Source organism: Hoeflea sp. (assembly GCF_039975035.1).
In the GTDB taxonomy this organism is placed as follows: Bacteria; Pseudomonadota; Alphaproteobacteria; order Rhizobiales; family Rhizobiaceae; genus Hoeflea.
Window position 1 is genome coordinate 1 of sequence record NZ_JBDWHW010000267.1, and the last position, 20,635, is coordinate 20,635.

Genomic DNA, 20,635 nt, shown 5'->3' on the forward strand with positions numbered 1-20,635 from the left:
TCCTGGGCATATTCACGTCCGACTTCATGCGCCTGGGTCCAGCCGCCATCGGTTTTCGATCCGACATAGATGAAGCAGGCCTTGTACTTTTCTTCAGCCAGTGCGCTCGTGACCGCAGTCACTGCAAGCGTTGCCGCCAACGCAAAAACAATCTTTCTCATTTCGTTCACCTCTCTGTTGCTCCTCCGGCTTTGCCGGATGGAATGGTTTGCTATATCGCGCCGTTGCGGTCGTGTCTCACCGGTCGGGTACAAAAGGTTGCCCCAGCGAAGCCGGAGTGTTCATCAGTGTCAAGCGGCGGTCACGTGAAATGATCACGAGGACCACGATTGTTGCCACATAGGGCAAGGCTGACAGGAATTGCGAGGGAATGCCGAAGCCGAGCGCCTGGGCATGCAACTGACCGATCGACACGGCGCCGAACAGATAGGCGCCGCCCAGCACGCGCCATGGCCTCCACGATGCGAACACCACCAGCGCAAGCGCAATCCAGCCACGCCCCGCGGTCATGTTCTCCACCCATTGCGGGGTGTAGACCAGCGACAGATGTGCACCGGCGAGACCTGCGCAGGCACCGCCGAACATGACCGCGAGATAGCGGATCTTGAGCACGTTGATGCCCAGCGCATGGGCCGAGGCATGATTGTCGCCAATGGCGCGCAGGGTCAATCCGGCGCGGGTGCGAAACAGGAACCAGGCGACGCCGCCGGTCAGGATCAGCGAGATGTAGAAGATCGGATCCTGGGCAAAGACAAGCCGCCCGATCAGCGGAATATCGCTCAACACCGGAATGTCGAGTCTGGCAAGCTTGATCCCGGCCGAGCCGACAAAGCTCTCCCCGATCATGCCTGACAGACCCAGCCCGAGCAGCGTCAGCGACAGACCGGTGGCGACCTGGTTGGCGGCCAGCGACAATGTCAGAACACCGAACAACAGCGAGAAGAGCGCACCTGCGGCAACCGCCGCCAGCATGCCGATCCAGGGCGAGCCGGTCAGTAATGTCGCGGCAAAACCGCAGACCGCGCCGATCACCATCATGCCCTCGACGCCAAGATTGAGCACACCCGAGCGCTCGACCACCAATTCTCCGATGGCGGCGATCAACAAGGGCGTTGCCGCTGTCATGATGGTCAGCAGAATGTTCTGGGCAATATCCATCAGGATTGACCTCCAGCCGCAGGGGCCGCTTTGCGCAGCACCAGCCGCACTTGATATTGGATCAGCGTGTCGCAGCCGAGAACGAAGAACAGGAGCAGGCCCTGGAACACCCGACCGACCTTGTCGGAGATGCCCAAGGTCATCTGCGCCGCCTCGCCGCCGAGATAGGTCAGCGCCAGCATGAAGCCCGCGGCAATGGCCCCGAGCGGACTGAGCCGGCCCAGGAATGCAACGATGATGGCGGTAAAGCCGTAGCCGGGTGAAATCGTTTCGCGCAACTGGCCGATAGCACCGGAGACTTCGCTTATGCCCGCAAGACCTGCAAGCCCGCCTGAAAGCAGGAAGGCAAAATAGGTCATTCTTTTTTGCGAGAATCCGGCAAAGCGCCCTGCCCGCGGATTGGCGCCAAGAACCCGGACCTCGAAGCCGTTGAGCGTAAAGCGCAGCATGAACCATATGATGATCGCGGCGACGATGGCCAGGAGGATGCCATAATGGGCGCTGCCCTGCGACGGCATGATTTCGGGCAACTGGGCGGCCGCGGGAAACCTTATGGACCCGGGAAAATTGTTGCCGTTGGGATCCCTGAGCACGCCGCGCGCCAGCCAGTCGAGAAACAGTTGTGCGGTGTAGACCAGCATCAGGCTTGTCAGGATCTCGTTGGTGTTGAACCGGTTCTTGAGAAAAGCCGGGATCGCACCCCAGGCGGCGCCGCCTGCCATGCCGAACAGGAGCATCAGCGGCAGGGTCAGCCATGTCTGGAAACCAGGCAGCAGTATCGGCACCAGCGAGCCGAGAATGCCGCCCATGATGAACTGGCCTTCGGCGCCGATATTCCAGTTGTTGGAGCGGTAGCAGACTGAAAGGCCGACCGCGATCAGGATCAGCGGAGCCGCCTTGATCGTCAATTCGTGGATCGACCACACTTCGGTCAACGGTTCGATGAAAAAGCTGTAGAGCGCATCGAAAGGATTCTTGCCCAGCGCCATGAACAGGATGGCGCCGGCCACCAGTGTCAGGCCGAGCGCGATAAACGGTGACAGTACGGCGAAAAGCCGCGACGGCACCGGTCGTTTCTGCAATTCAATGTGCATGGCTTGCCTCCGACGCGTGACCAGACCGGGCGGTGCCGTCGTGAAAGCCGCCCATCAGCAATCCGATCCGTTCTCGCGTCATGATCGAGGTCGGTTCCGGCGTCGACAGCCGACCCTCGTTGATGACCGAGATGCTGCTGGCAATCTCGAACACTTCGTCAAGATCCTGGCTGATGACGATGACAGCCGAACCGCTCTTGGCCAGATCGACCAATGCCTGCCGTATACGGCTGGCCGCACCTGCATCCACACCCCAGGTCGGCTGATTGACGACCATGACCCGCGGTTGACGGTCGAGCTCGCGACCGACGATGAATTTCTGCAGATTGCCGCCCGACAGTGATCCCGCCGGAGGATCGACCAGGGACTTGCGCACATCCATCGCGGAGGAAATCCGCTTGGTGGCAGAAGCCACGGGGCCGTTGTTGATCAAACCCAGCCAGCCGCCCCTCAGGAAGACCTTGCGGTCAGAAGCATAGCGCGAGAGCACCAGGTTGCCGCTGAGGTTCATGTTGGGGACTGCCGCGTGGCCATGGCGTTCCTCAGGCACGAAACTGCATCCCATGAGCCGGCGCGCGGTGATGCCCTGGCGACCCGCAGCAAGACCCGCGATGCGAATCGAATCCGGATCGGAAACCGTATCCTCACCCGAGAGCACATCGAAAAGCTCGCTCTGCCCGTTGCCAGCTACACCCGCAATGGCAATGACCTCTCCGGCCCGGACAGTCAGATTGACCTCGCTCAAGGCAACCGCGAACGGGGTCCGCGCCGGCGAGGACAGATTGCGAACCTCAACCAGCACCTCACCGGGTTCGCCCAGGCCGGCGCCGGTAATTTCGGCCACTTCGCCGCCAACCATCATGCGGGCCAGCGACGAAGGCGTTTCGTTGCGCGGGTCACATGCGCCCGTCACCTTGCCGTGGCGCAGCACTGTGGCCCGGTCACAAATGCGCTGAACTTCCTCAAGGCGATGCGAGATGTAGAGAACAGACCGCCCTTCGGCCTTGAGTTTGGCCAGGGTCTCGAACAGCTTGTCGGCTTCCTGCGGCGTCAACACAGAAGTGGGTTCGTCGAGAATGATCAGTTCGGGGTTTTGCAACAGCGCCCTGACGATCTCGATCCGCTGGCGCTCGCCGACGGAAAGGTCAGCCACATGGGCCGACGGATCCAGCGGCAGGCCATATTCCATAGAAAGCCGCCGCGCCTCGTCCGAAATCTTCTCGATGGGGACATTTCCATCCAGCGCCAGAGCGATGTTTTCAGCAACGGTCAGGGCTTCAAACAGCGAAAAGTGCTGAAACACCATGCCGACGCCCGTTGCGCGCGCCTCGCCGGGACTGCCGATCTTGACTGGCTTGCCCTTCCAAAGGATCTCGCCACCGCTGGGGTCGAGGACGCCGAACAGCATCTTGACCAGTGTCGATTTGCCTGCGCCATTTTCGCCAAGCAAGGCATGAACCTCACCCGGAGCGATCGCCAGATCAATACCGTCACAGGCCCGCAAGCTTCCGAAGATCTTGGTCAGCCCCCTCGTTTCCAGAAGCGGTATCTCGGTTTGTTTGTTTTCCACATCACCCCCTGAACTCCGCACTTTCCGGATTCGCCTAGTTTTGAGGCATTTTCCTAAAAGCACAAGAAACAAGCTTCACTATCTGGCCTTGAAATTCAAGGGATCTTTATGGTCTTCCCCATCGCTGCAATACCCGCCAAACGCAACAATTGTGCGCCGCACAAGTGACCGGCGACGGAAAATATCAAATGTTTTCATAGTCAGGTGAATTTCGATATTCAGCCGAAGACCGAAACTGCGACATATTACCAACATTATCTTGAGAGTGTTTCAACTCGCTGGGTTCTGATTCCTTGCACATCAAGGCATCAACACGGTGGTGCCGGTGGTCTTGCGCGCTTCCAGATCTGCATGGGCGCGCGCGGCTTCGGCGAGCGGATACCGTTGATTGATACCGATCTTCACTACTCCGCGCGAGACGACGTTAAACAAGGCGTTTGCCGACGCCTCGAGGTCGGCGCGGCTGGCGATGTAGGAAAACAGGGTCGGTCGGGTCGCGAACAGCGATCCCTTTTGCGACAAAATCCCGATATTAAAGGGTTCAATCGGTCCCGAAGACTGGCCGAAACTCGTCCAGAGTCCACGCGGCCGCAGACAATCGAGCGAGCCGGGAAACGTATCCTTGCCGACCGAATCATAAACCACATCGACGCCCTTGCCGTCGGTGATCTGCCTGACCCGCTCAACAAAATCCTCGGTCCGGTAATTGATCACGTGATCATATCCGTTGGCCTGGGCGAGTTTTGCCTTTTCCTCCGAACCAACGGTTCCGATCACGGTGGCACCGAGCGCCTTAGCCCACTGGCCGACGATCAGTCCGACGCCGCCGGCGGCTGCATGATAGAGAATCTTATCCCCAGGCTGAATCGCATAGGTGCGACGAAGCAGATATTCCGCGGTCATGCCCTTGAGCATCATGCCGGCTGCAACGTCGAGTTCGATCCCCTCGGGAACCTTGACGATCCTGTCGGCCGCAATCACCCGCTCACTGGTGTAGGCGCCAATCGGACCGGCGTAGGCGATGCGATCACCCTCCTTAAAAAGCGTAACCCCCTCGCCCACCGCAGTGACAATGCCGGCCCCCTCGTTGCCCGGCACCAGCGGCAAGCCGTTGGGCGCGGGGTAAAGTCCTGTGCGATAATAGACATCGATGAAGTTGAGACCCACCGCTTCGTGACGAATGCGGACTTCTCCCGGACCCGGGTTTCCGACTTCGTGATCGCGCCACTCCAGAACTTCCGGACCGCCGCATTTCGAAACGAGGATTGCCTTCATCATTTGTCTCCACTCAAACCGGTAATTCTATTTCAAGTTCAGGCTGCTGTCCGTTTGCCGAGTCGGGGGAACACTTGCATGATTCCACCAATGACGAACAGGTAACCGCCTGTCACCATAACCGCCCACATCAGCCAATCGGGACTGCGGAAATGCAGCAGCAATGCATAGGCGGACAGGACAGACCAGATCGTAAAAATTGTCAGGTTGAGCGGACGAAGCCGCACCACCCGCACCGGATGCAGGAAGTGAATCGGCAGAAACGTCATGGCCACGGCTGCCAGCACAATCAGGAAGGCAACGATTTCGGAGGCGTTGATCACAAACAGTGTGAAGACCAGCATGTTCCAGGCCACGGGAAAGCCGGAGAAGAAATTCTCGTCCGTCTTCATGCCCATGTCGGCATAGTAGATGGCGCTCGACACCACGATCAGACCGGCGGCGACAAAGGACAGCGGCTCGCCGATCATGCCGCTCTGGTACAACGCGAACGCCGGAATGAGAACATAGGTGACATAGTCGATCACATTGTCGAGCATCACGCCCGACCAGTTGGGCAGCACTTCCTTGACGTTGAGTTTGCGCGCAATCGGTCCGTCTATGCCATCGATAAGCATGGCGACGGCAAGCCACCACCACAAATCGACGAACCGGCCTTCCGCCGCTGCCACCAGCGCCAGAAACGCCATGAAAGATCCGGAGGCCGTCAGAATGTGGACCGAAAATGCTCGTATTTCCGCGTAGGGCACGCGGCGGTATCTGAATGGAAGCTTCATGCCGCCAACCCCTCCCCGGGATATCTTAGTTGGGACCGCTCCAGTCCAGTTTGCAGATTTCCGCCGAGCGGCCGGCGAAATTCCAGTTGCGGCCAAAGGCGCGCATTTTGGACCGCTCGGATTTGGCGACGATAATTTCGGGCGCGATCCAGTATTCCGAATTCGAGATCACGGTATCCTCGCCATGCGTCTTGCCCGGAATCGGTGAAACAGCGCCGTCGATGACCTTGGGAATCTTGAAGATGCGCGTCTTGTCCTCGATCTCGTAGCTGATCGGTTCGAGCTGAACGCCGAGGAAATTTCCGACAAGTATGGACAGAAGCGATGTGGTGCCGCCGGCCTTGCCGGTAAATATCTTGGTCAGCGCCTTGGTGGCGTAGATCGAGGCGCGCTTGTCGACAAACAGGCCGGCGGTCCAGTTGCCGCGGCTCATATAGCCCGGAATTTCCATGACAAGGCCGAGATTGAGGCCGGACAGGTCGGTTTCGCCATAATAGCCGTTATCGACCTTGAAACCGGCCCAGGTCTGGCAATAGCCTTCGGTGGGAGGATGCTGGCCAAGCGAAATCACGCATGGGCAAAACACGGTGCAATTGCAAGACAGCACCAATTCGCCTTTCAACGCCCATTCTTTAGCCATGAATTTCCTTTCCCCACATCATGCCAATGCACCCCAGATGAGCACTGCACCCCATAGACTTACTATTACGCCGCCTGTGAGCGTTGTCACCCGGCCAGCTCCGGTTTTCTCCACAAATGTGAACAGAGTCAACGCCGCCATCCAGACCACGTTCATGCTGCCGACCGCGAGCATGATCAGCATCAGCGCCCAGCAGCACCCCAGGCACCAGACACCCTGCCCCATGCCGAGCCGAAAGACACCGCCAACACTGGTGCGCCAGCGCGCGAACAGGGTCGTAAACGGATTGCGACACTTCACCAGGCAGGCCTGCTTGAGCGGTGTGAACTGATAGGCGCCAGCGCCAAGCAGGACAATTCCGGCAACGACGCCTGTGACCGGCCCTGTTGCCGACCCATCTGTCAGCTTCCCGATCGCCATCTGGACACCGGTAAATGCCAAAGACGCCCCCGCCCAGACGACCAGGTATCCGGCGGTCAGGACGGCCGGGTGAACCACCGGCTCGCCGCGGGCAGCAGCGGTATCGGCGATTTCTGCATAGGTTCGGATCATCGGCGCAGCCGTCGGCAGCATCATGGCCGCCGACATCGCGAACCACATGACAAACAGGGCAATTGCGAGGGACAGCGAAGAACCGCCGGCAGATATGACGCCCGATCCTCCCGACAGACAAAGATCGGCGATGGTGGCCGCGAATGATCCCGGTTCGACCGGCAACAAGCCGGAGATCAGTGACATGCCCGGCCCGAGCGGTCGCGCCGAGCCTTCGATATCGGCAATGGATCCGGCCATCGAGACCAAGAACCACCAGGCAATCGCCGCCGTCAGCAGCACCATGGCGAGCACCGGCCAGACTGGCCGCCGCGCCAGGCCGGCGATGACCTGTCCCGACCGGTCCAGTCGATCAAACCGGCCGTCGAGCGGATCCCTGTTTTCGCGAGGCGTGAACATGCGCCAATTGATCCCATGGAGTTCGTTTGCCAAGCGATGTAAAGGATGACCCGCTAACTAGGCAATCGGCAACCAACTGAAAGGCCGAAGAAATGCGCGAGCACTATGACATCACGGTCGTGGGCGGCGGACTGGCGGGATCCGTTGCCGCACTCGCAGCCGCAGCTGAGGGGTGGACGGTTGCCTTTGTCGCCCCGCCGCCGCCGCGCCAGGACGGACGGACCACCGCGTTGTTGTCCCAGTCCATCGATCTGCTGTCCCGGCTTGGCATATGGAACGTGGTGCAGCCGTCTTGTGCGCCATTGCGCACGATGCGCATACTCGATGGCACAACAAGGCTGCTGCGCGCGCCTCCGGTTTCATTCCGGTCGAGCGAAATCGGGCTCGAGGCGTTCGGCTACAATATCCCCAACCAACCGCTTTTCGATGCGCTTCAAGCCGCCACGACCCAATCGGGCCTGATCGAGCGATTCGAAAGCCCGCTCGTGTCCGCCACGCAAACTGATGACACTGTTGAACTGAACCTAGCCGGCGGAGCCCGCATAACCGCCCTGGCCAGCCTTGCCGCCGATGGCCGCGGCTCAAAACTGCGCGAAGAAGTGGGCATTCGGGTCAAGACCTGGTCCTACCCGCAATCCGCGCTTGTGATGAATTTTTCCCACAGTATTCCCCACGCGGATACGTCGACCGAGTTCCACACCGAACAAGGCCCGTTCACGCAAGTGCCGCTCCCCGGCAACCGCTCCAGCCTGGTCTGGGCGGTCGATCCCGATCAGGTGGATGGCATTCTCGCCATGCCTCGCGCCAAGCTCAATCTTGAGGTTGAAACGCGTATGCGCTCGATCCTTGGAAAGATCGAAATCGAGGGCGCCCTTCAATCCTGGCCGCTGTCGAGCCTGATTGCTCACGGTTTTGGCGCGGGGCGGACGATGCTGGTCGGTGAAACCGGACACGCCTTCCCGCCTATTGGCGCACAGGGACTCAATCTCGGTCTGCGCGACATCACCCAGGCGATCCGGTCGCTCAAGGACGCCGGCGGGCCGCGTGAGGCTCCACAGGCGGTCCGCGCATTTGATCGCCAGCGCAGGCTGGATGTCGGCAGCCGGACCGCGGGCGTCGATTTGCTCAACCGTGCGCTGTTGAGCTCGTTCCTGCCGGTTCAGGCCTTGCGCGCCGGCGGACTTGCAGCGCTCTCGGCAATCCCGCCGCTCAGGGTTCTGGCGATGCGCGAAGGCATGACACCGGGCTGGCGCAAAAGCCCGATCGAGCCCGCCGCCTGATCATCAGGGAAACAGATCGGGCGGCAACGTTCCGCTGGTGATCAGCCAGAGCAGCGCTGATACCGTTGCGACGCTGGTAACTGTGGTCACCAGCACAGTGGCCGAAGCGCGCTCCACCCAGGTCGAATATTGCTGGGCAATCACGAACACGTTGGTGGCGGTGGGCAACGACGCCAGCAAAACGGCGGTATAGACCCAAACCGGTTCGAAATTTCCGATCGCGCTCAAGCCCACATACATCATCACCGGATGGGCGATCAGCTTCATCGGCACGATGAAGCCGAGTTCGACAGGTACCCGCTTGAGTGGCCGCAGCGCCAGCGTCACCCCCATGGCGAACAGCGCGCAGGGAGCGGCGGCTTGTGCCAGGTAGTCGATCAGCCGCCCAACAGGGACAGGCGGAACGAATTCCAGCCATGCCGCGGCCACACCCACAGCAGTGGCCAGAATAAAGGGGTGAAAGGCAATCTTGCGGATCACGCCCAGTGCCAGAGCCCCCGCGCCACGTTTATCGCCGCCGGCCAGCGCCATCATCATCGGCGCAATGGTGAAATGCATGATGTTTTCGAAACAGAAGATCAGCGCGACGGGCACCGCCGCCGGTTCGCCAAATGCGAGGATCGCGATTCCAGGTCCCATGTACCCGATATTGCCATAAGCGCCAGCAAGCCCCTGCACGGTGGCTTCCGCGATGAGCGCGCGGCGGACCAGAATGCTGGCAGCGAAGACAATGGCGAACACCGTATAGGTCACCATCATGCTGGTCAGCACATAGTCCCAACGCGCCAGTTCTTCGATCGGCGTGCGCGCCAAAAGCTTGAAAAATAGCGCAGGAAGAGAAACATAAATGATGAAGGTATTGAGCCAACCCATCGCTTCGTGGGGTTGCTTGGTGATGCGCGCGGCGATGTAGCCCAGCAGGATCAGGCCGAAGAAAGGTAACACCAGACCAGTGATTTCAGCCATTATCGATGCCTGTAAAAGCAGTTAAAACAATGCTCCCGCCCTGCGAGGGGGTAAGTACCAGGCTCTGCGCCGTCAAGGTAAAACAGTTGAATTTTCCGTCAAACTTCCCATCTTAGGAGACCAAAGGAAAAACACATGACGCCCAAACACGCAAAATTCCACATCGGACAGGTCGTCAAGCACCGGATTTTTCCGTTCCGGGGCGTGATATTCGACGTTGACCCGATCTATGCCAATACCGAAGAATGGTGGAACGCCATTCCCGAAAACGTGCGTCCGCGCAAGGATCAGCCGTTCTATCATCTGCTGGCTGAAAGCGACGAGACAGAATATGTCGCCTATGTCTCCGAGCAGAACCTGGTCACCGATGACAGCGACACACCCATCCGTCACCCGCAAGTCGCCGATTTTTTCGTCAACCGCGTCGATGGTGTCTATCGCCCGAAGGAACGGGTCAGCCACTGATCGCATCGGATCGCCGGCCGGAGCAATCCGGCAAGCCGGCCTGAAAAAGCAATAGCCCGGATGCGATGAGGCATCCGGGCTATTTGTTGTCTCAAGTGCGCAGCACTCAGTTCTTTTTCGCTGCGGCCTGCGCTTCTTCAAGCTTCTTGCGGGCTTCGTCAGCCTTCTTGGCCATTTCTTCCTGCAACAGGCGCTGGCGCTCCTGAAGTTCGGACTGGGCGATCGCATCGCCGTCCCAGGCCTGGGTGAAGCCTTCCAGCGAGATCTTGAGCGGGTTCGGGGTGCGCTGATAGTTGACCGATGTCAGAACCAGTTCGCCGCCTTTTTTGTAGGATGCGATCATTGCGTCTGTGAGCAGGATCTCGGCAACACAGGTCTCGGGCATGCAGATCGCATATTCAACGCGCTGGGCCTGTCCGCCATCAACCTGCAGGTTGACACCAGGCTGGATCAGACGCGCGGTCGGAACGGTCACCTGCAGAATTTTGCGGTTCACCTTGCCGGACACGTTAATCAGGCCGATCGCCGTGAGCAACTGGCCAGTGGGTGCGGTGACGATGTTTTGAACAACACACACATCATTGTCTTCCTGCTTGGTGCAGGTCTTGTACCAACCCTGGTTGGCGCCCTGCGCCATAGCCGTTGCCGGAATGAATGCGGCCGCGACGCCGGCCGACATGATGGCTGCGAAAAAGGTCTTTGTGGTTGCGTTCATGTGCTTCCAAATCTCCTGAAATGCGGCCACCGGGGCGGCGTTCTGTTCGCGCGGTGTCCGCGCCCTCATGACTTCGTCGCGCCTTCTCGATTGAAAATGCGGCGACAGCAAGGCTTTGTTCGCGTTCCTGTTAGCGCGGTAGCACGCCAATATCCAGCCCGGAGGCGGTTTCTCGTCAAAAAAACCGCCTCATTTGCCCTCCAAGGTGGCCTGCCCTGAGGCCCACGTATATCTTCTGGCCGAGAATCGACGGCTGAGGCCTGTGTCCGTGCCGCACTTCATACCCTGGAGGATCGACAATGAAACGATTGCTGGCAGCAATTACCATGATTGCGGGCGGCCTGACCGGGGTATTGGGCACGGCTCATGCAGAACCGGTTCACGCCATCGCCATGCATGGCGAACCGGCATTAGCGGCCGATTTCGACCATTTTCCTTATGTAAACCCTGACGCTCCAAAGGGCGGCAAAGTCACCTACGGCGTCGTCGGCAGTTTCGACAGCGTGCGACCTTTCATTGTCAGAAGCATGCGCACCGCCGCCCGCGGTGTGGTCGACCCTGAATTCGGCAATCTTGTCTATGAAACCCTGATGCAGCGATCCCAGGATGAACCGTTCACCCTGTACGGGCTGCTGGCTGAAACCGTCGAATGGGACGAGGCCCGCAGTTTCATCCAGTACAATATCAATCCCAAGGCGCGTTGGTCGGACGGCGAACCGGTGACCGCTGATGATGTCATCTTCACCATGGAGTTGCTGCGCGACAAGGGGCGGCCACCTTACAGCACCCGGCTGAACAGGGTCGCCAAAATGGAGAAGGTCAGCGATCTGTCGGTGCGTTTCACCTTCAACGAAGATTCCAACCGCGAGTTTCCCCTGATCCTGTCGCTGTCGCCGGTTCTGCCCCGGCACGCCACCGATCCCGAGACATTTGACCAGTCGACGCTGGAGCCCGGCATTGGCTCGGGACCCTACCTGATCAGCGAGATCAAACCCGGCGAACGCATCACGTTCCAGCGCCGCGATGACTACTGGGCGAAGGACCTGCCGATCAAGCGAGGCATCGACAATTACGACCAGATCGCGGTTGAATATTTCCTTTCCGAGACCGCACAATTCGAAGCTTTCAAGAAAGGCGTCTTCGATGTCTATCCGGACGGCAGCGCCACCAACTGGTCGCGGGGGTACAATTTTCCGGCTGTGGCCGCCGGTGACGTCGTCCGCAAGGAATATGACCGCAAGACGCCGTCGGGCATGTATGGCTTTGTCTTCAACACCCGCAGGCCGTTCTTCCAGGATGTGCGCGTGCGCAAGGCGCTGACAATGCTGTTTGATTTCAAATGGGCAAACCGCAGCCTGTATGACAACACCTACACCCGAACCCACTCTTTCTGGGATGGGTCGGACCTGTCGAGCTACGGCAAGCCCGCCGATGCGCGCGAACGGGAAATCCTCGCTCGCTTCCCCGAAGCGGTGTCCGCCGACATTCTCGACGGCACATGGAGACTGCAGGAAACCGATGGCTCCGGCCGTGATCGCAAGGTGAGCCGCGCGGCGCTGACGCTGCTCCAGGAAGCAGGCTACCGGATCGAAGCTGGCAAACTTCTGGACCAGGCAGGCAAGCCCTTCTCATTCGCGCTGATGACCCAGAACGAGGGGCAGGAAAAGCTCGCGGTCGCGTTCCAGCGTTCGCTTGCGGCACTCGGCATAGACATGCAGATCCGCACCGTTGACGATGCCCAGTACCAACAGCGCTCGCAAACCTTCGACTACGACATGATCATGAAGGCGTTCACCTCGTCGCTTTCGCCGGGAACAGAGCAGATCAACCGCTGGGGCTCGGCATCACGCGACCGCGAAGGTTCGTTCAATTTCGCCGGCGCCGCCAGCCCGGCGATCGATGCAACCATTGACGCGATGCTCAATGCGCGCACCGCGGAGGATTTCCGCTCCTCGGTGCGTGCATTTGACCGTGTTTTGCTGTCAGGGCACTATGTCATTCCGGCGTTTCACCTAGGCAAGTCCTGGGTGGCGCATCGCAGCCATATCGCCGCACCTGACGGCGATCCGCCACTTTACGGCTACTACCTGCCCGCGTGGTGGGACAAGTCAGCCAAACCCTGATCCAATCTAGAAGGTAACTCCATGACCGCTCCTACGCTGACCATCGACGTCGTTTCCGATGTCATGTGCCCCTGGTGCTATATCGGCAAAAAGCGGCTTGAAGCCGCACTCGACGACATCGGATCCGAGATGGAGGTCGAAGTCCGCTGGCGCCCTTATCAGCTCGACCCGACCTTGCCGAAGGAAGGCAAGGACCGGACACAATATCTCGAGGACAAGTTTGGCGGGCCGGAAGGCGCGATTAAAGCCTATGCCTCTGTTCGTGCAGCCGGGGCCGAGGAAAATATCCCCTTTGCTTTTGAAAAAATCCCCGTGTCGCCCAACACCCTTGATGCGCACCGGCTGATCCGCTGGGCCAGTTCGCTGGGTCTGGCTGCGCAGCACCAGATGGTGGATGTTTTGTTCAAGGCCTATTTCGAGGACGGCAAGAACATCGGTGACAACGCGGTGCTGATTGAAGCCGCCCGGCAGGTGGGGCTGGAAACCGAAGTGGTTGAAAGACTGCTTTCGGGCGATGCCGATCTTGATACCGTCACCGGCGAAATCGAGCAGGCGCGACAAATGGGTGTGACCGGCGTGCCATGCTTCATCATCGACATGCAATACGCCGTCGTTGGCGCACAGCCCGCCGAAGCGCTGGCTGACGCCATGCGCAAGGTAGCAGCGGAGAAAGCGCGGCAGGCAACGGATGAAACCGCATCCGATATCAACTGAGCCATACCCGGCTTCCGCTACCCTCGTGGCTGGTCAGATTTGACCCGCCACGGCTGTATGATTTCTGCGGTAGAATATGTACGATACCGTACTCATAAGCCCATTTGAACCCGACATGTGTTAACCGGCAAGTTCGGCAAGCTGCGTCATCACCACGGCCGCACCGGTGAGGCGCTTTTCCGGGGTTGGCAGGTCGCGGATAAAGACCACGCTTTGGTCCGGCCGGATCTTGGCAAGTTGACCTTGCTTGGAAATATGACCGACCAGTGCCGCGGGATTGGCGAATTCCTTGTTGCGGAACTGCACCACAACCCCCTTCGGGCCGGCGTCGAGCTTTTCGACATTGGCCTTGCGGCACAAGGCCTTGATGAACACGATCTTGAGCAGATGCTGCACTTCGATCGGCAGCGGCCCGAACCTGTCGATCATCTCGGCGCCAAAACCGTCGATGTCGGCCACGTCGGTAACGTCGCCCAACCGCCGGTAGAGCCCCAGCCGCAAATGCAGATCGGGCACATAATCCTCCGGTATCATCACCGGCGTGCCCACTGTAATCTGCGGTGACCAGCCGGTGTCGATCGCCGCGTCCTCGCCCCGAACCTCGGCCACAGCCTCCTCCAGCATGTGCTGGTAGAGTTCGAAGCCGACTTCCTTGATGTGGCCGGATTGTTCCTCGCCAAGCAGATTGCCGGCGCCGCGGATATCGAGATCGTGGCTCGCCAGCTGGAATCCGGCGCCAAGTGTATCGAGCGATTGCAGCACCTTGAGCCGCTTGTCCGCGCTCGCTGTCAGCGTCTTGTTGACCGACAGCGTGAACAGCGCGAAGGCGCGCACCTTGGAGCGCCCTACCCGGCCGCGCAACTGATAGAGCTGGGCCAGCCCGAACATGTCGGCGCGATGGACGATCAGCGTGTTGGCGGTCGGTACATCGAGGCCGGATTCGACAATGGTCGTCGACAACAGCACATCGTACTGCCCGTCGTAGAACGCGTTCATGATATCGTCGAGTTCACCGGCGCCCATCTGCCCGTGGGCAACCGCGAATTTCAACTCGGGCACATCCGAGCGCAAGAACGCCGCGATGTCCTCAAGGTCGGAAACCCGGGGGCAGACATAAAAACTCTGGCCGCCCCGGTAATGCTCGCGCATCAGGGTTTCGCGGATTGTCACCGGATCGAACGGCGAGATGAAGGTGCGCACCGCCATCCGGTCAACCGGCGGAGTGGTGATCAGCGACAATTCCCTTACCCCGGTCATCGCCAGCTGCAGGGTACGCGGAATCGGCGTGGCAGACAGCGTCAGCACATGAACGTCGCTCTTCAGTTCCTTCAGCCGCTCCTTGTGCTTGACCCCGAAATGCTGCTCCTCGTCGATGATCAGAAGCCCCAGATTGGCGAACTGGATCGAGGAGCCGAGCAGCGCATGGGTGCCCACCACGATATCGGTCTTGCCTGATGCCAGCTCGGTCTTGGTCAAGGCAAGTTCCTTGGCCCCGACCAGACGCGAGGCTTGCGCGATGCGGACCGGATAGCCGCGCAAGCGGTCGGTGAAGGTCTTGAAATGCTGCCGAGCCAAAAGCGTTGTCGGCACCACAACGGCGACCTGAACCCCGTTCATCGCTGCGATGAAGGCTGCGCGCAGCGCGACCTCGGTCTTGCCGAAACCGACATCGCCGCAGATGAGCCGGTCCATCGGCTGGCCCGCCGCCAGATCGTCGCGCACCCGCTCGATCGCCGCCATCTGATCTTCGGTCTCGTCATAGGGAAAACGGGCGGAGAATTCATCGTAAAGCCCCTCCGGAGCGCCCAGAACGGTGGCAGAGCGCATGTGCCGTTCCGCCGCGATCCGGATAAGCCCTTCCGCCATATCCAGAAGCCGCTTTTTCAGCTTGGCCTTGCGCGACTGCCAGGCGACACCACCCAGACGGTCAAGCTGCACATCGGCGCTTTCGGAGCCATAGCGCGTGAGCAGTTCGATGTTCTCGACCGGCAGGAACAGTTTGGCCTCACCTGCGTAATGCAGCTCCAGGCAGGCATGCGGGGCGCCTGCTGCCTCGATGGTGCGCAGGCCGATGAACTGACCGATACCGTGTTCGGCATGGACCACGTAACTGCCTTCGTCGAGTCCGGAGACTTCGGAAATATAATCCGCGCCCCGGCGTTTGCGCTTGGCACGGCGGACCAGCCGGTCGCCCAACACATCCTGTTCGCCAATGACGACAAGTTCATCAATCTCGAACCCGCCCTCGATGGCGAGTACGGCCGCTGCGGCCTCACCCGGCTTGAGCTTGTCAAGTTCGGAATGATGGTTGATCCGGACAACCCGTTCAAGCCCGTGCTCTTCAGTAACCTGCAGCAACCGGTCGAGCGAACCCTCGGTCCAGGCGGTGATCAGAACCTTGCGGCCCTCGGCCCGTTTGGTCCCGACATGGGCGACGAGCTTTTCAAAAAGATTGGCCCGTGCACCCTCGGCGGACTTGTCCGCTTCCGCCTCTGCTGCCCAACGCGGTCCGGTGGCGGTGTTGAGTTCTATCACCCGGCGCTCGGCGTTTTCGGGTTCGTGAAACGGCGTCAGGCGGATCGCGTTCCAGGCATCGAGGCCGGCAACAAGCTCCGATGTGTCGAGATAGAGCAGATCCGGATCAATCGCCTTGTAGGGCGTGGCGTGCACGCTCTTGTTCTTTTCGATCGATTGCGCTGCTACCCGCGCCTGATGGTGGTCTTCAATCTGCGCCCGGCGTTCGGTGGCGGCTTCCGCCAGCATGTGATCGCCTGCAATCCTGAAGCCGGACAGATAGTCGAACACCGTTTCCATCCGGTCATGAAACAGCGGCAGCCAGTGCTCCATGCCGGGATAGCGGCGGCCTTCGCTGATGGCGACATAAAGCGCGTCGTCGCGCGTCGCCGCGCCGAAACGCGAGAGGTAATTGGTCCTGAACCGGCTGATGGTTTCCGCATCCAGCGTGACTTCGCTCATCGGATTGAGCGCCAGTTGCTTGGCCTGCGTGGTCGAACGTTGCGAGGCAGGATCGAAATGACGGACGCTCTCCAGCGTGTCGCCAAAAAAGTCGAGCCGTACCGGTTCGTCATCTCCAGGCACGAAGACATCGAGAATTCCGCCCCGAACCGCATATTCACCGACTTCACGGACGGTATCGACGCGTTCGAAACCGTTGCGGGCGAGCTGGGCGGACAGATCCTCCATCTTCAGACGGTTGCCGGCGCGGGCGGCAAACCCCAGTCCGGACACCACCGATTTTGGCGGCACGCGCTGCAGCATGGCATTGACGGTGATGATGATGATGGCCGGGTGCGGGTTCTCGGCAAAATGCGCCAGCGCGGACAACGCCGCCAGTCGCCGGGCCGAAATATCAGCGCCGGGCGACACCCGGTCATAGGGAAGACAGTCCCAGCCAGGCAGCGTCAGCACCGGAATATCTGGGGCAAAGAACGCAAGATTCTGCTCGAGATCGGCGATGCGCTGGCCATCAGAGATGATGTAGGCGAGCGGTCCGGCCGATCGCGCCAGATCCGCCAGAGCCATCGCCTCCATGCCCTGCGGCACACCCGACAAGGTGACGGGAGTCCGGGCGTCAGCGAGCAATGCGGTCGGTATGACGGACTTCATGATCTGGACGCTGGCGCTTCCGGCCCGGTCTGCTTCGGTTCGAAATCCGGAACATAGCCGCGCATGCGCTCGAACAGCGCGGTGCGGAATTGGTCCGGCACATCCTGCTCGCCGGTTACCCAGCGGAAAATGTCCGCATCTTCCTCGGCCATCAGCAGTTCCAGCTCATCCAGCTCGGTCTCGTTCAGGTGAGCGATTTCGGCGTCTGCAAAGCCGCCAATCACCAGGTCCATTTCGCGAATGCCACGACGCCATGCCCGCACCAGAATGCGGCGGCGGCGAGGATCAAGGTCGGCGCTTGAACGTGTCGTTCCGGTCATGATCAGCCTTTTTCGGTTGGAGAGTTTCCATATCCTGTCGCTGGCCGGTTGTCAGCCTTGCCTTTCATCCAATTTTGCAGTTCATCTGGGTCCATGCGACCGCTTGAGCTCGATCCCCTGTTCAAAACCGTGGAAAGCCTGCCCGGAATCGGCCCGAAGCTGGCCGAAGCGCTGGCGCGTGTGACCGGCAGGGAATCACCTGAAGACACCCGCGCACTCGATCTTGTGCTGCTGCCGCCACATGGACTGATAGACCGCAGCCGGCGCTCGGAAATAGCCACCGCACCGGAAGGCGTCATCGCCACGCTCAAGGTTCGGGTGGACCGCCACCAGCCATCCCTGCCCGGTCGCAGATCAGCGCCTTACAAGGTCTATGTGCATGATGAAACGGGTGAATTGGCGCTTACCTTTTTTCATTCCAAGCAGGCATGGCTCGAAAAACTGCTACCGGTGGGCGAAACGGTCCTGATCAGCGGCAAGGTCGAATGGTTCAACGGCCGCCCCTCGATGGTGCACCCCGATCATGTGGTGAGCGAAGCGGAAGCCGACACGTTTCCGCTGGTCGAGCCGGTCTACCCGCTGACCGCGGGCCTCTCGCCCAAGATTCTGCGGCGCTCGATCGAAGCCGCGCTGGACTTGCTGCCGGAACTGCCGGAATGGGCCGATCCGCATCTCATCACCAGGAACAGTTTTCCCGAATTTTCGGAAGCCGTCCGGCAGTTGCATAATCCTGAAGCGGCCAGTGACATCGAACCGCTGACCCCGGTGCGACGGCGGCTGGCTTATGACGAGTTGCTGGCCGGGCAATTGTCGCTCGCGCTGGTGCGCCAGACGCTGCGCAAACTGCCCGGAAAACCGGTGCTGGCAGAGGGAAAATACCGCCAGGCAATCCTTGCGGCACTGCCGTTTTCGCTGACCGCAAGCCAGGAAACAGCGGTCCGGGAAATTCTTGCCGACATGGCTGGAACAGACCGGATGCTAAGGCTTCTGCAGGGCGATGTCGGATCCGGCAAGACAGCGGTGGCCATGCTCGCCATGGCCGATGCGGTGGAAGCGGGCGGACAGGCGGTGCTGATGGCGCCGACAGAAATCCTTGCCCGCCAGCATTATGCGACCATCGAGAAGATGGCCGCGGCAGCGGGCATTGAAGTTGCGGTGCTGACCTCGCGCGCCAAGGGCCGCGAACGCACCGACCTGCTCGAAAGAATCGCGTCAGGCGCGGCGCAGATTGTCATTGGCACTCATGCCCTGTTTCAGGACTCTGTCGTCTATGCCAATCTCACCCTTGCTGTTGTCGACGAACAGCATCGCTTCGGCGTACACCAGCGCCTGCGGCTGACGGCCAAGGGGACCGCGCCACACATGCTGGTGATGACCGCGACGCCGATTCCGCGCACCCTGGTGCTGGCGGCATTCGGCGACATGGACGTCTCCAAGCTGACCGAAAAGCCCGCCGGCCGCCAGCCAATCGCCACAGTCACCATTCCGGATGATCGCCTGGGTGACGTGATCGACCGGTTGAAAAAGGCGGTGCTCGACGGCAAGAAGGCTTACTGGATCTGCCCGCTGGTCGAGGATTCCGACGAGAGCGACCTGATGTCGGTGGAAAGCCGCCATGCCAGCCTTGCCAAGGCGTTCGGGCCGGATCTGGCTTCCGCCGTGTCGCTTGTTCACGGGCGCATGACGTCAGATGAAAAAGACCAGGCGATGGGCGCGTTCAAGGCCGGTCAAACCCGGCTTCTGGTCGCTACCACGGTGATTGAAGTGGGTGTCGACGTTCCCGACGCCACGATCATGGTGATCGAGCATGCGGAGCGTTTCGGACTGGCCCAACTGCACCAGTTGCGCGGCCGGGTCGGGCGCGGCGACGGCGCATCGAGCTGCATCCTGCTGTATCACGGTCCGCTGGGCGAGACCGCCGAGGCGCGGCTCAAGGTGCTTCGCGAAACCGAGGACGGCTTCCGGATCGCCGAAGAGGACCTCAAACTGCGCGGAGAAGGCGAAGTGCTGGGAACCCGGCAATCGGGCCTGCCGGGCTTCCGGCTGGCCGATCTTTCCGTTCATGGAGATCTGCTGGAAATTGCACGCACCGATGCCCGCAACGTGCTGGAAACCGATCCCGGGCTGTCGGGGCCGCGCGGCGCGGCCTTGCGCATGCTGCTCTACCTGATGCGGCGCGACGAGGCGATCCGGTTTCTCAGGGCCGGGTGATCAGTTCAGCTTTGCGATGGTTTGGATTTGACCTTGCCCTGAACCGGCAGCGTCTTGGGGTAGTCGGGGGAGACCAAACCGGCCGAAATCACCATCTTGGCTGCCTCCTCAACGCTCATATCAAGAATGAGAATGTCCTTGCGCGGCACAAACAGCAGAAAACCCGACGTCGGATTGGGCGTAGTGGGCAAAAACACTGATATGGAATCGTGGTCGGGCAACCGGTAATCGACTTCGCCCTTCGTCTCGGTTGCGATGAAGACAATCGACCAGAGCCCGCGCCGGGGATACTCGATCAGACCCGCCTGCTTGAACGAGCTGCTCTGCTCGGCCAGAACGGTCTGAAAGATCTGTTTGAGCCCCTTGTAGAGACTGCGCACCAGCGGCATCCGGTCGAGCAGTGATTCGCCGAATGCGACAATCGAACGGCCAACCAGGTTGGCGGTCAAAAACCCAATCAGGGTGATCAGGAACAGCGCCGTCAGCAATCCGAAGCCGGGGACGGCGAACGGAAGGTAATGGTCGGGATTGTAGATCGCCGGGATGTAGGGTTTGACCCAGCTGTCGACCCAGCCGATGAAGGTCCATGTGAGATAGGCTGTGATGGCGAGCGGCGCCACGATGATCAGGCCGGTGAGGAAGTAATTCCTCAACCGAACGCCGGCTCCCGGCCGTTTCTGCTTTTCGCTCATTGCTTGCTCTGTCCCTGGCTGGCTATGCATAATGATGCATCGCAACACTATAATGGTG

Annotated in this window: 17 protein-coding genes and 1 pseudogene; 5 read left to right on the forward strand and 13 right to left on the reverse strand. The window is 60.3% G+C overall.

The annotated features are described in order from the left end of the window. The 8 genes and pseudogenes from ABJN75_RS23930 to ABJN75_RS23965 all read right to left on the reverse strand — a co-directional run. Positions 1-161 (reverse strand): annotated as a pseudogene (locus ABJN75_RS23930) (BMP family ABC transporter substrate-binding protein); the annotation flags it as partial. Between the two features lie 76 nt (positions 162-237). Continuing rightward, a complete protein-coding gene (locus ABJN75_RS23935; RefSeq protein WP_348442193.1) occupies positions 238-1,158 on the reverse strand; it encodes an ABC transporter permease in 921 nt (306 codons plus the stop codon). After that, positions 1,158-2,252, reverse strand: a complete 1,095-nt coding sequence (locus ABJN75_RS23940) for an ABC transporter permease (RefSeq protein ID WP_348442194.1) — start codon at positions 2,250-2,252, stop codon at positions 1,158-1,160. The genes ABJN75_RS23935 and ABJN75_RS23940 overlap by 1 nt, the downstream gene beginning before the upstream one ends. Next, positions 2,242-3,792, reverse strand: coding sequence for an ABC transporter ATP-binding protein (locus ABJN75_RS23945; RefSeq protein WP_348442218.1), 1,551 nt, complete (start codon positions 3,790-3,792; stop codon positions 2,242-2,244). Before ABJN75_RS23945 ends, ABJN75_RS23940 begins: the two co-directional genes overlap by 11 nt. Positions 3,793-4,122: 330 nt before the next feature. After that, entirely contained in the window at positions 4,123-5,100 is a 978-nt protein-coding gene (locus ABJN75_RS23950) for a quinone oxidoreductase (RefSeq protein WP_348442195.1), read from the reverse strand. 35 nt (positions 5,101-5,135) lie between these two features. Beyond that, positions 5,136-5,873, reverse strand: coding sequence for a phosphatidylcholine synthase (gene pcsA, locus ABJN75_RS23955; RefSeq protein ID WP_348442196.1), 738 nt, complete (start codon positions 5,871-5,873; stop codon positions 5,136-5,138). 25 nt (positions 5,874-5,898) lie between these two features. Beyond that, positions 5,899-6,513 carry a DUF1326 domain-containing protein gene (locus tag ABJN75_RS23960; protein ID WP_348442197.1) on the reverse strand — a complete coding sequence of 205 codons (615 nt, stop codon included), beginning with the start codon at positions 6,511-6,513 and terminating at the stop codon, positions 5,899-5,901. A gap of 18 nt (positions 6,514-6,531) precedes the next feature. Further along, positions 6,532-7,464: a DUF2182 domain-containing protein gene (locus tag ABJN75_RS23965; protein ID WP_348442198.1), complete on the reverse strand. Its 933-nt coding sequence runs from the start codon at positions 7,462-7,464 to the stop codon at positions 6,532-6,534. Between the two features lie 92 nt (positions 7,465-7,556). Here ABJN75_RS23965 and ABJN75_RS23970 point away from each other — a divergent pair, with 92 nt between their 5' ends. Further along, on the forward strand, positions 7,557-8,744 hold the full coding sequence (locus ABJN75_RS23970; RefSeq protein ID WP_348442199.1) for a UbiH/UbiF family hydroxylase: 1,188 nt from the start codon (positions 7,557-7,559) through the stop codon (positions 8,742-8,744). 3 nt (positions 8,745-8,747) lie between these two features. Here the strand turns inward: ABJN75_RS23970 and ABJN75_RS23975 are convergent, their stop codons facing one another. Beyond that, entirely contained in the window at positions 8,748-9,710 is a 963-nt protein-coding gene (locus ABJN75_RS23975) for an AEC family transporter (protein WP_348442200.1), read from the reverse strand. A gap of 135 nt (positions 9,711-9,845) precedes the next feature. Here ABJN75_RS23975 and hspQ point away from each other — a divergent pair, with 135 nt between their 5' ends. Further along, positions 9,846-10,175, forward strand: coding sequence for a heat shock protein HspQ (hspQ, locus tag ABJN75_RS23980; RefSeq protein ID WP_348442201.1), 330 nt, complete (start codon positions 9,846-9,848; stop codon positions 10,173-10,175). A 106-nt stretch (positions 10,176-10,281) separates the two neighbouring features. Here the strand turns inward: hspQ and ABJN75_RS23985 are convergent, their stop codons facing one another. Beyond that, positions 10,282-10,890 (reverse strand): invasion associated locus B family protein, encoded by a 609-nt coding sequence (locus ABJN75_RS23985; protein ID WP_348442202.1) that lies wholly within the window; start codon positions 10,888-10,890, stop codon positions 10,282-10,284. 299 nt (positions 10,891-11,189) lie between these two features. On the opposite strand from ABJN75_RS23985, the gene ABJN75_RS23990 reads away from it, so the two are divergent. Further along, positions 11,190-13,013, forward strand: coding sequence for an extracellular solute-binding protein (locus ABJN75_RS23990; protein WP_348442203.1), 1,824 nt, complete (start codon positions 11,190-11,192; stop codon positions 13,011-13,013). A 21-nt stretch (positions 13,014-13,034) separates the two neighbouring features. Further along, on the forward strand, positions 13,035-13,727 hold the full coding sequence (locus tag ABJN75_RS23995; RefSeq protein ID WP_348442204.1) for a DsbA family oxidoreductase: 693 nt from the start codon (positions 13,035-13,037) through the stop codon (positions 13,725-13,727). Positions 13,728-13,847: 120 nt separating this feature from the next. Here ABJN75_RS23995 and mfd read toward each other — a convergent pair whose 3' ends face one another. Next, positions 13,848-17,354, reverse strand: a complete 3,507-nt coding sequence (gene mfd / locus ABJN75_RS24000) for a transcription-repair coupling factor (RefSeq protein WP_348442205.1) — start codon at positions 17,352-17,354, stop codon at positions 13,848-13,850. Then, positions 17,351-17,674 carry a succinate dehydrogenase assembly factor 2 gene (locus tag ABJN75_RS24005; protein WP_348442206.1) on the reverse strand — a complete coding sequence of 108 codons (324 nt, stop codon included), beginning with the start codon at positions 17,672-17,674 and terminating at the stop codon, positions 17,351-17,353. The genes mfd and ABJN75_RS24005 overlap by 4 nt, the downstream gene beginning before the upstream one ends. A gap of 93 nt (positions 17,675-17,767) precedes the next feature. On the opposite strand from ABJN75_RS24005, the gene recG reads away from it, so the two are divergent. Then, positions 17,768-19,885: an ATP-dependent DNA helicase RecG gene (recG, locus tag ABJN75_RS24010; RefSeq protein ID WP_348442207.1), complete on the forward strand. Its 2,118-nt coding sequence runs from the start codon at positions 17,768-17,770 to the stop codon at positions 19,883-19,885. 5 nt (positions 19,886-19,890) lie between these two features. On the opposite strand, the gene ABJN75_RS24015 is transcribed toward recG, so the two are convergent. Beyond that, entirely contained in the window at positions 19,891-20,577 is a 687-nt protein-coding gene (locus ABJN75_RS24015) for a DUF502 domain-containing protein (protein ID WP_348442208.1), read from the reverse strand. Positions 20,578-20,635: the final 58 nt, after the last annotated feature.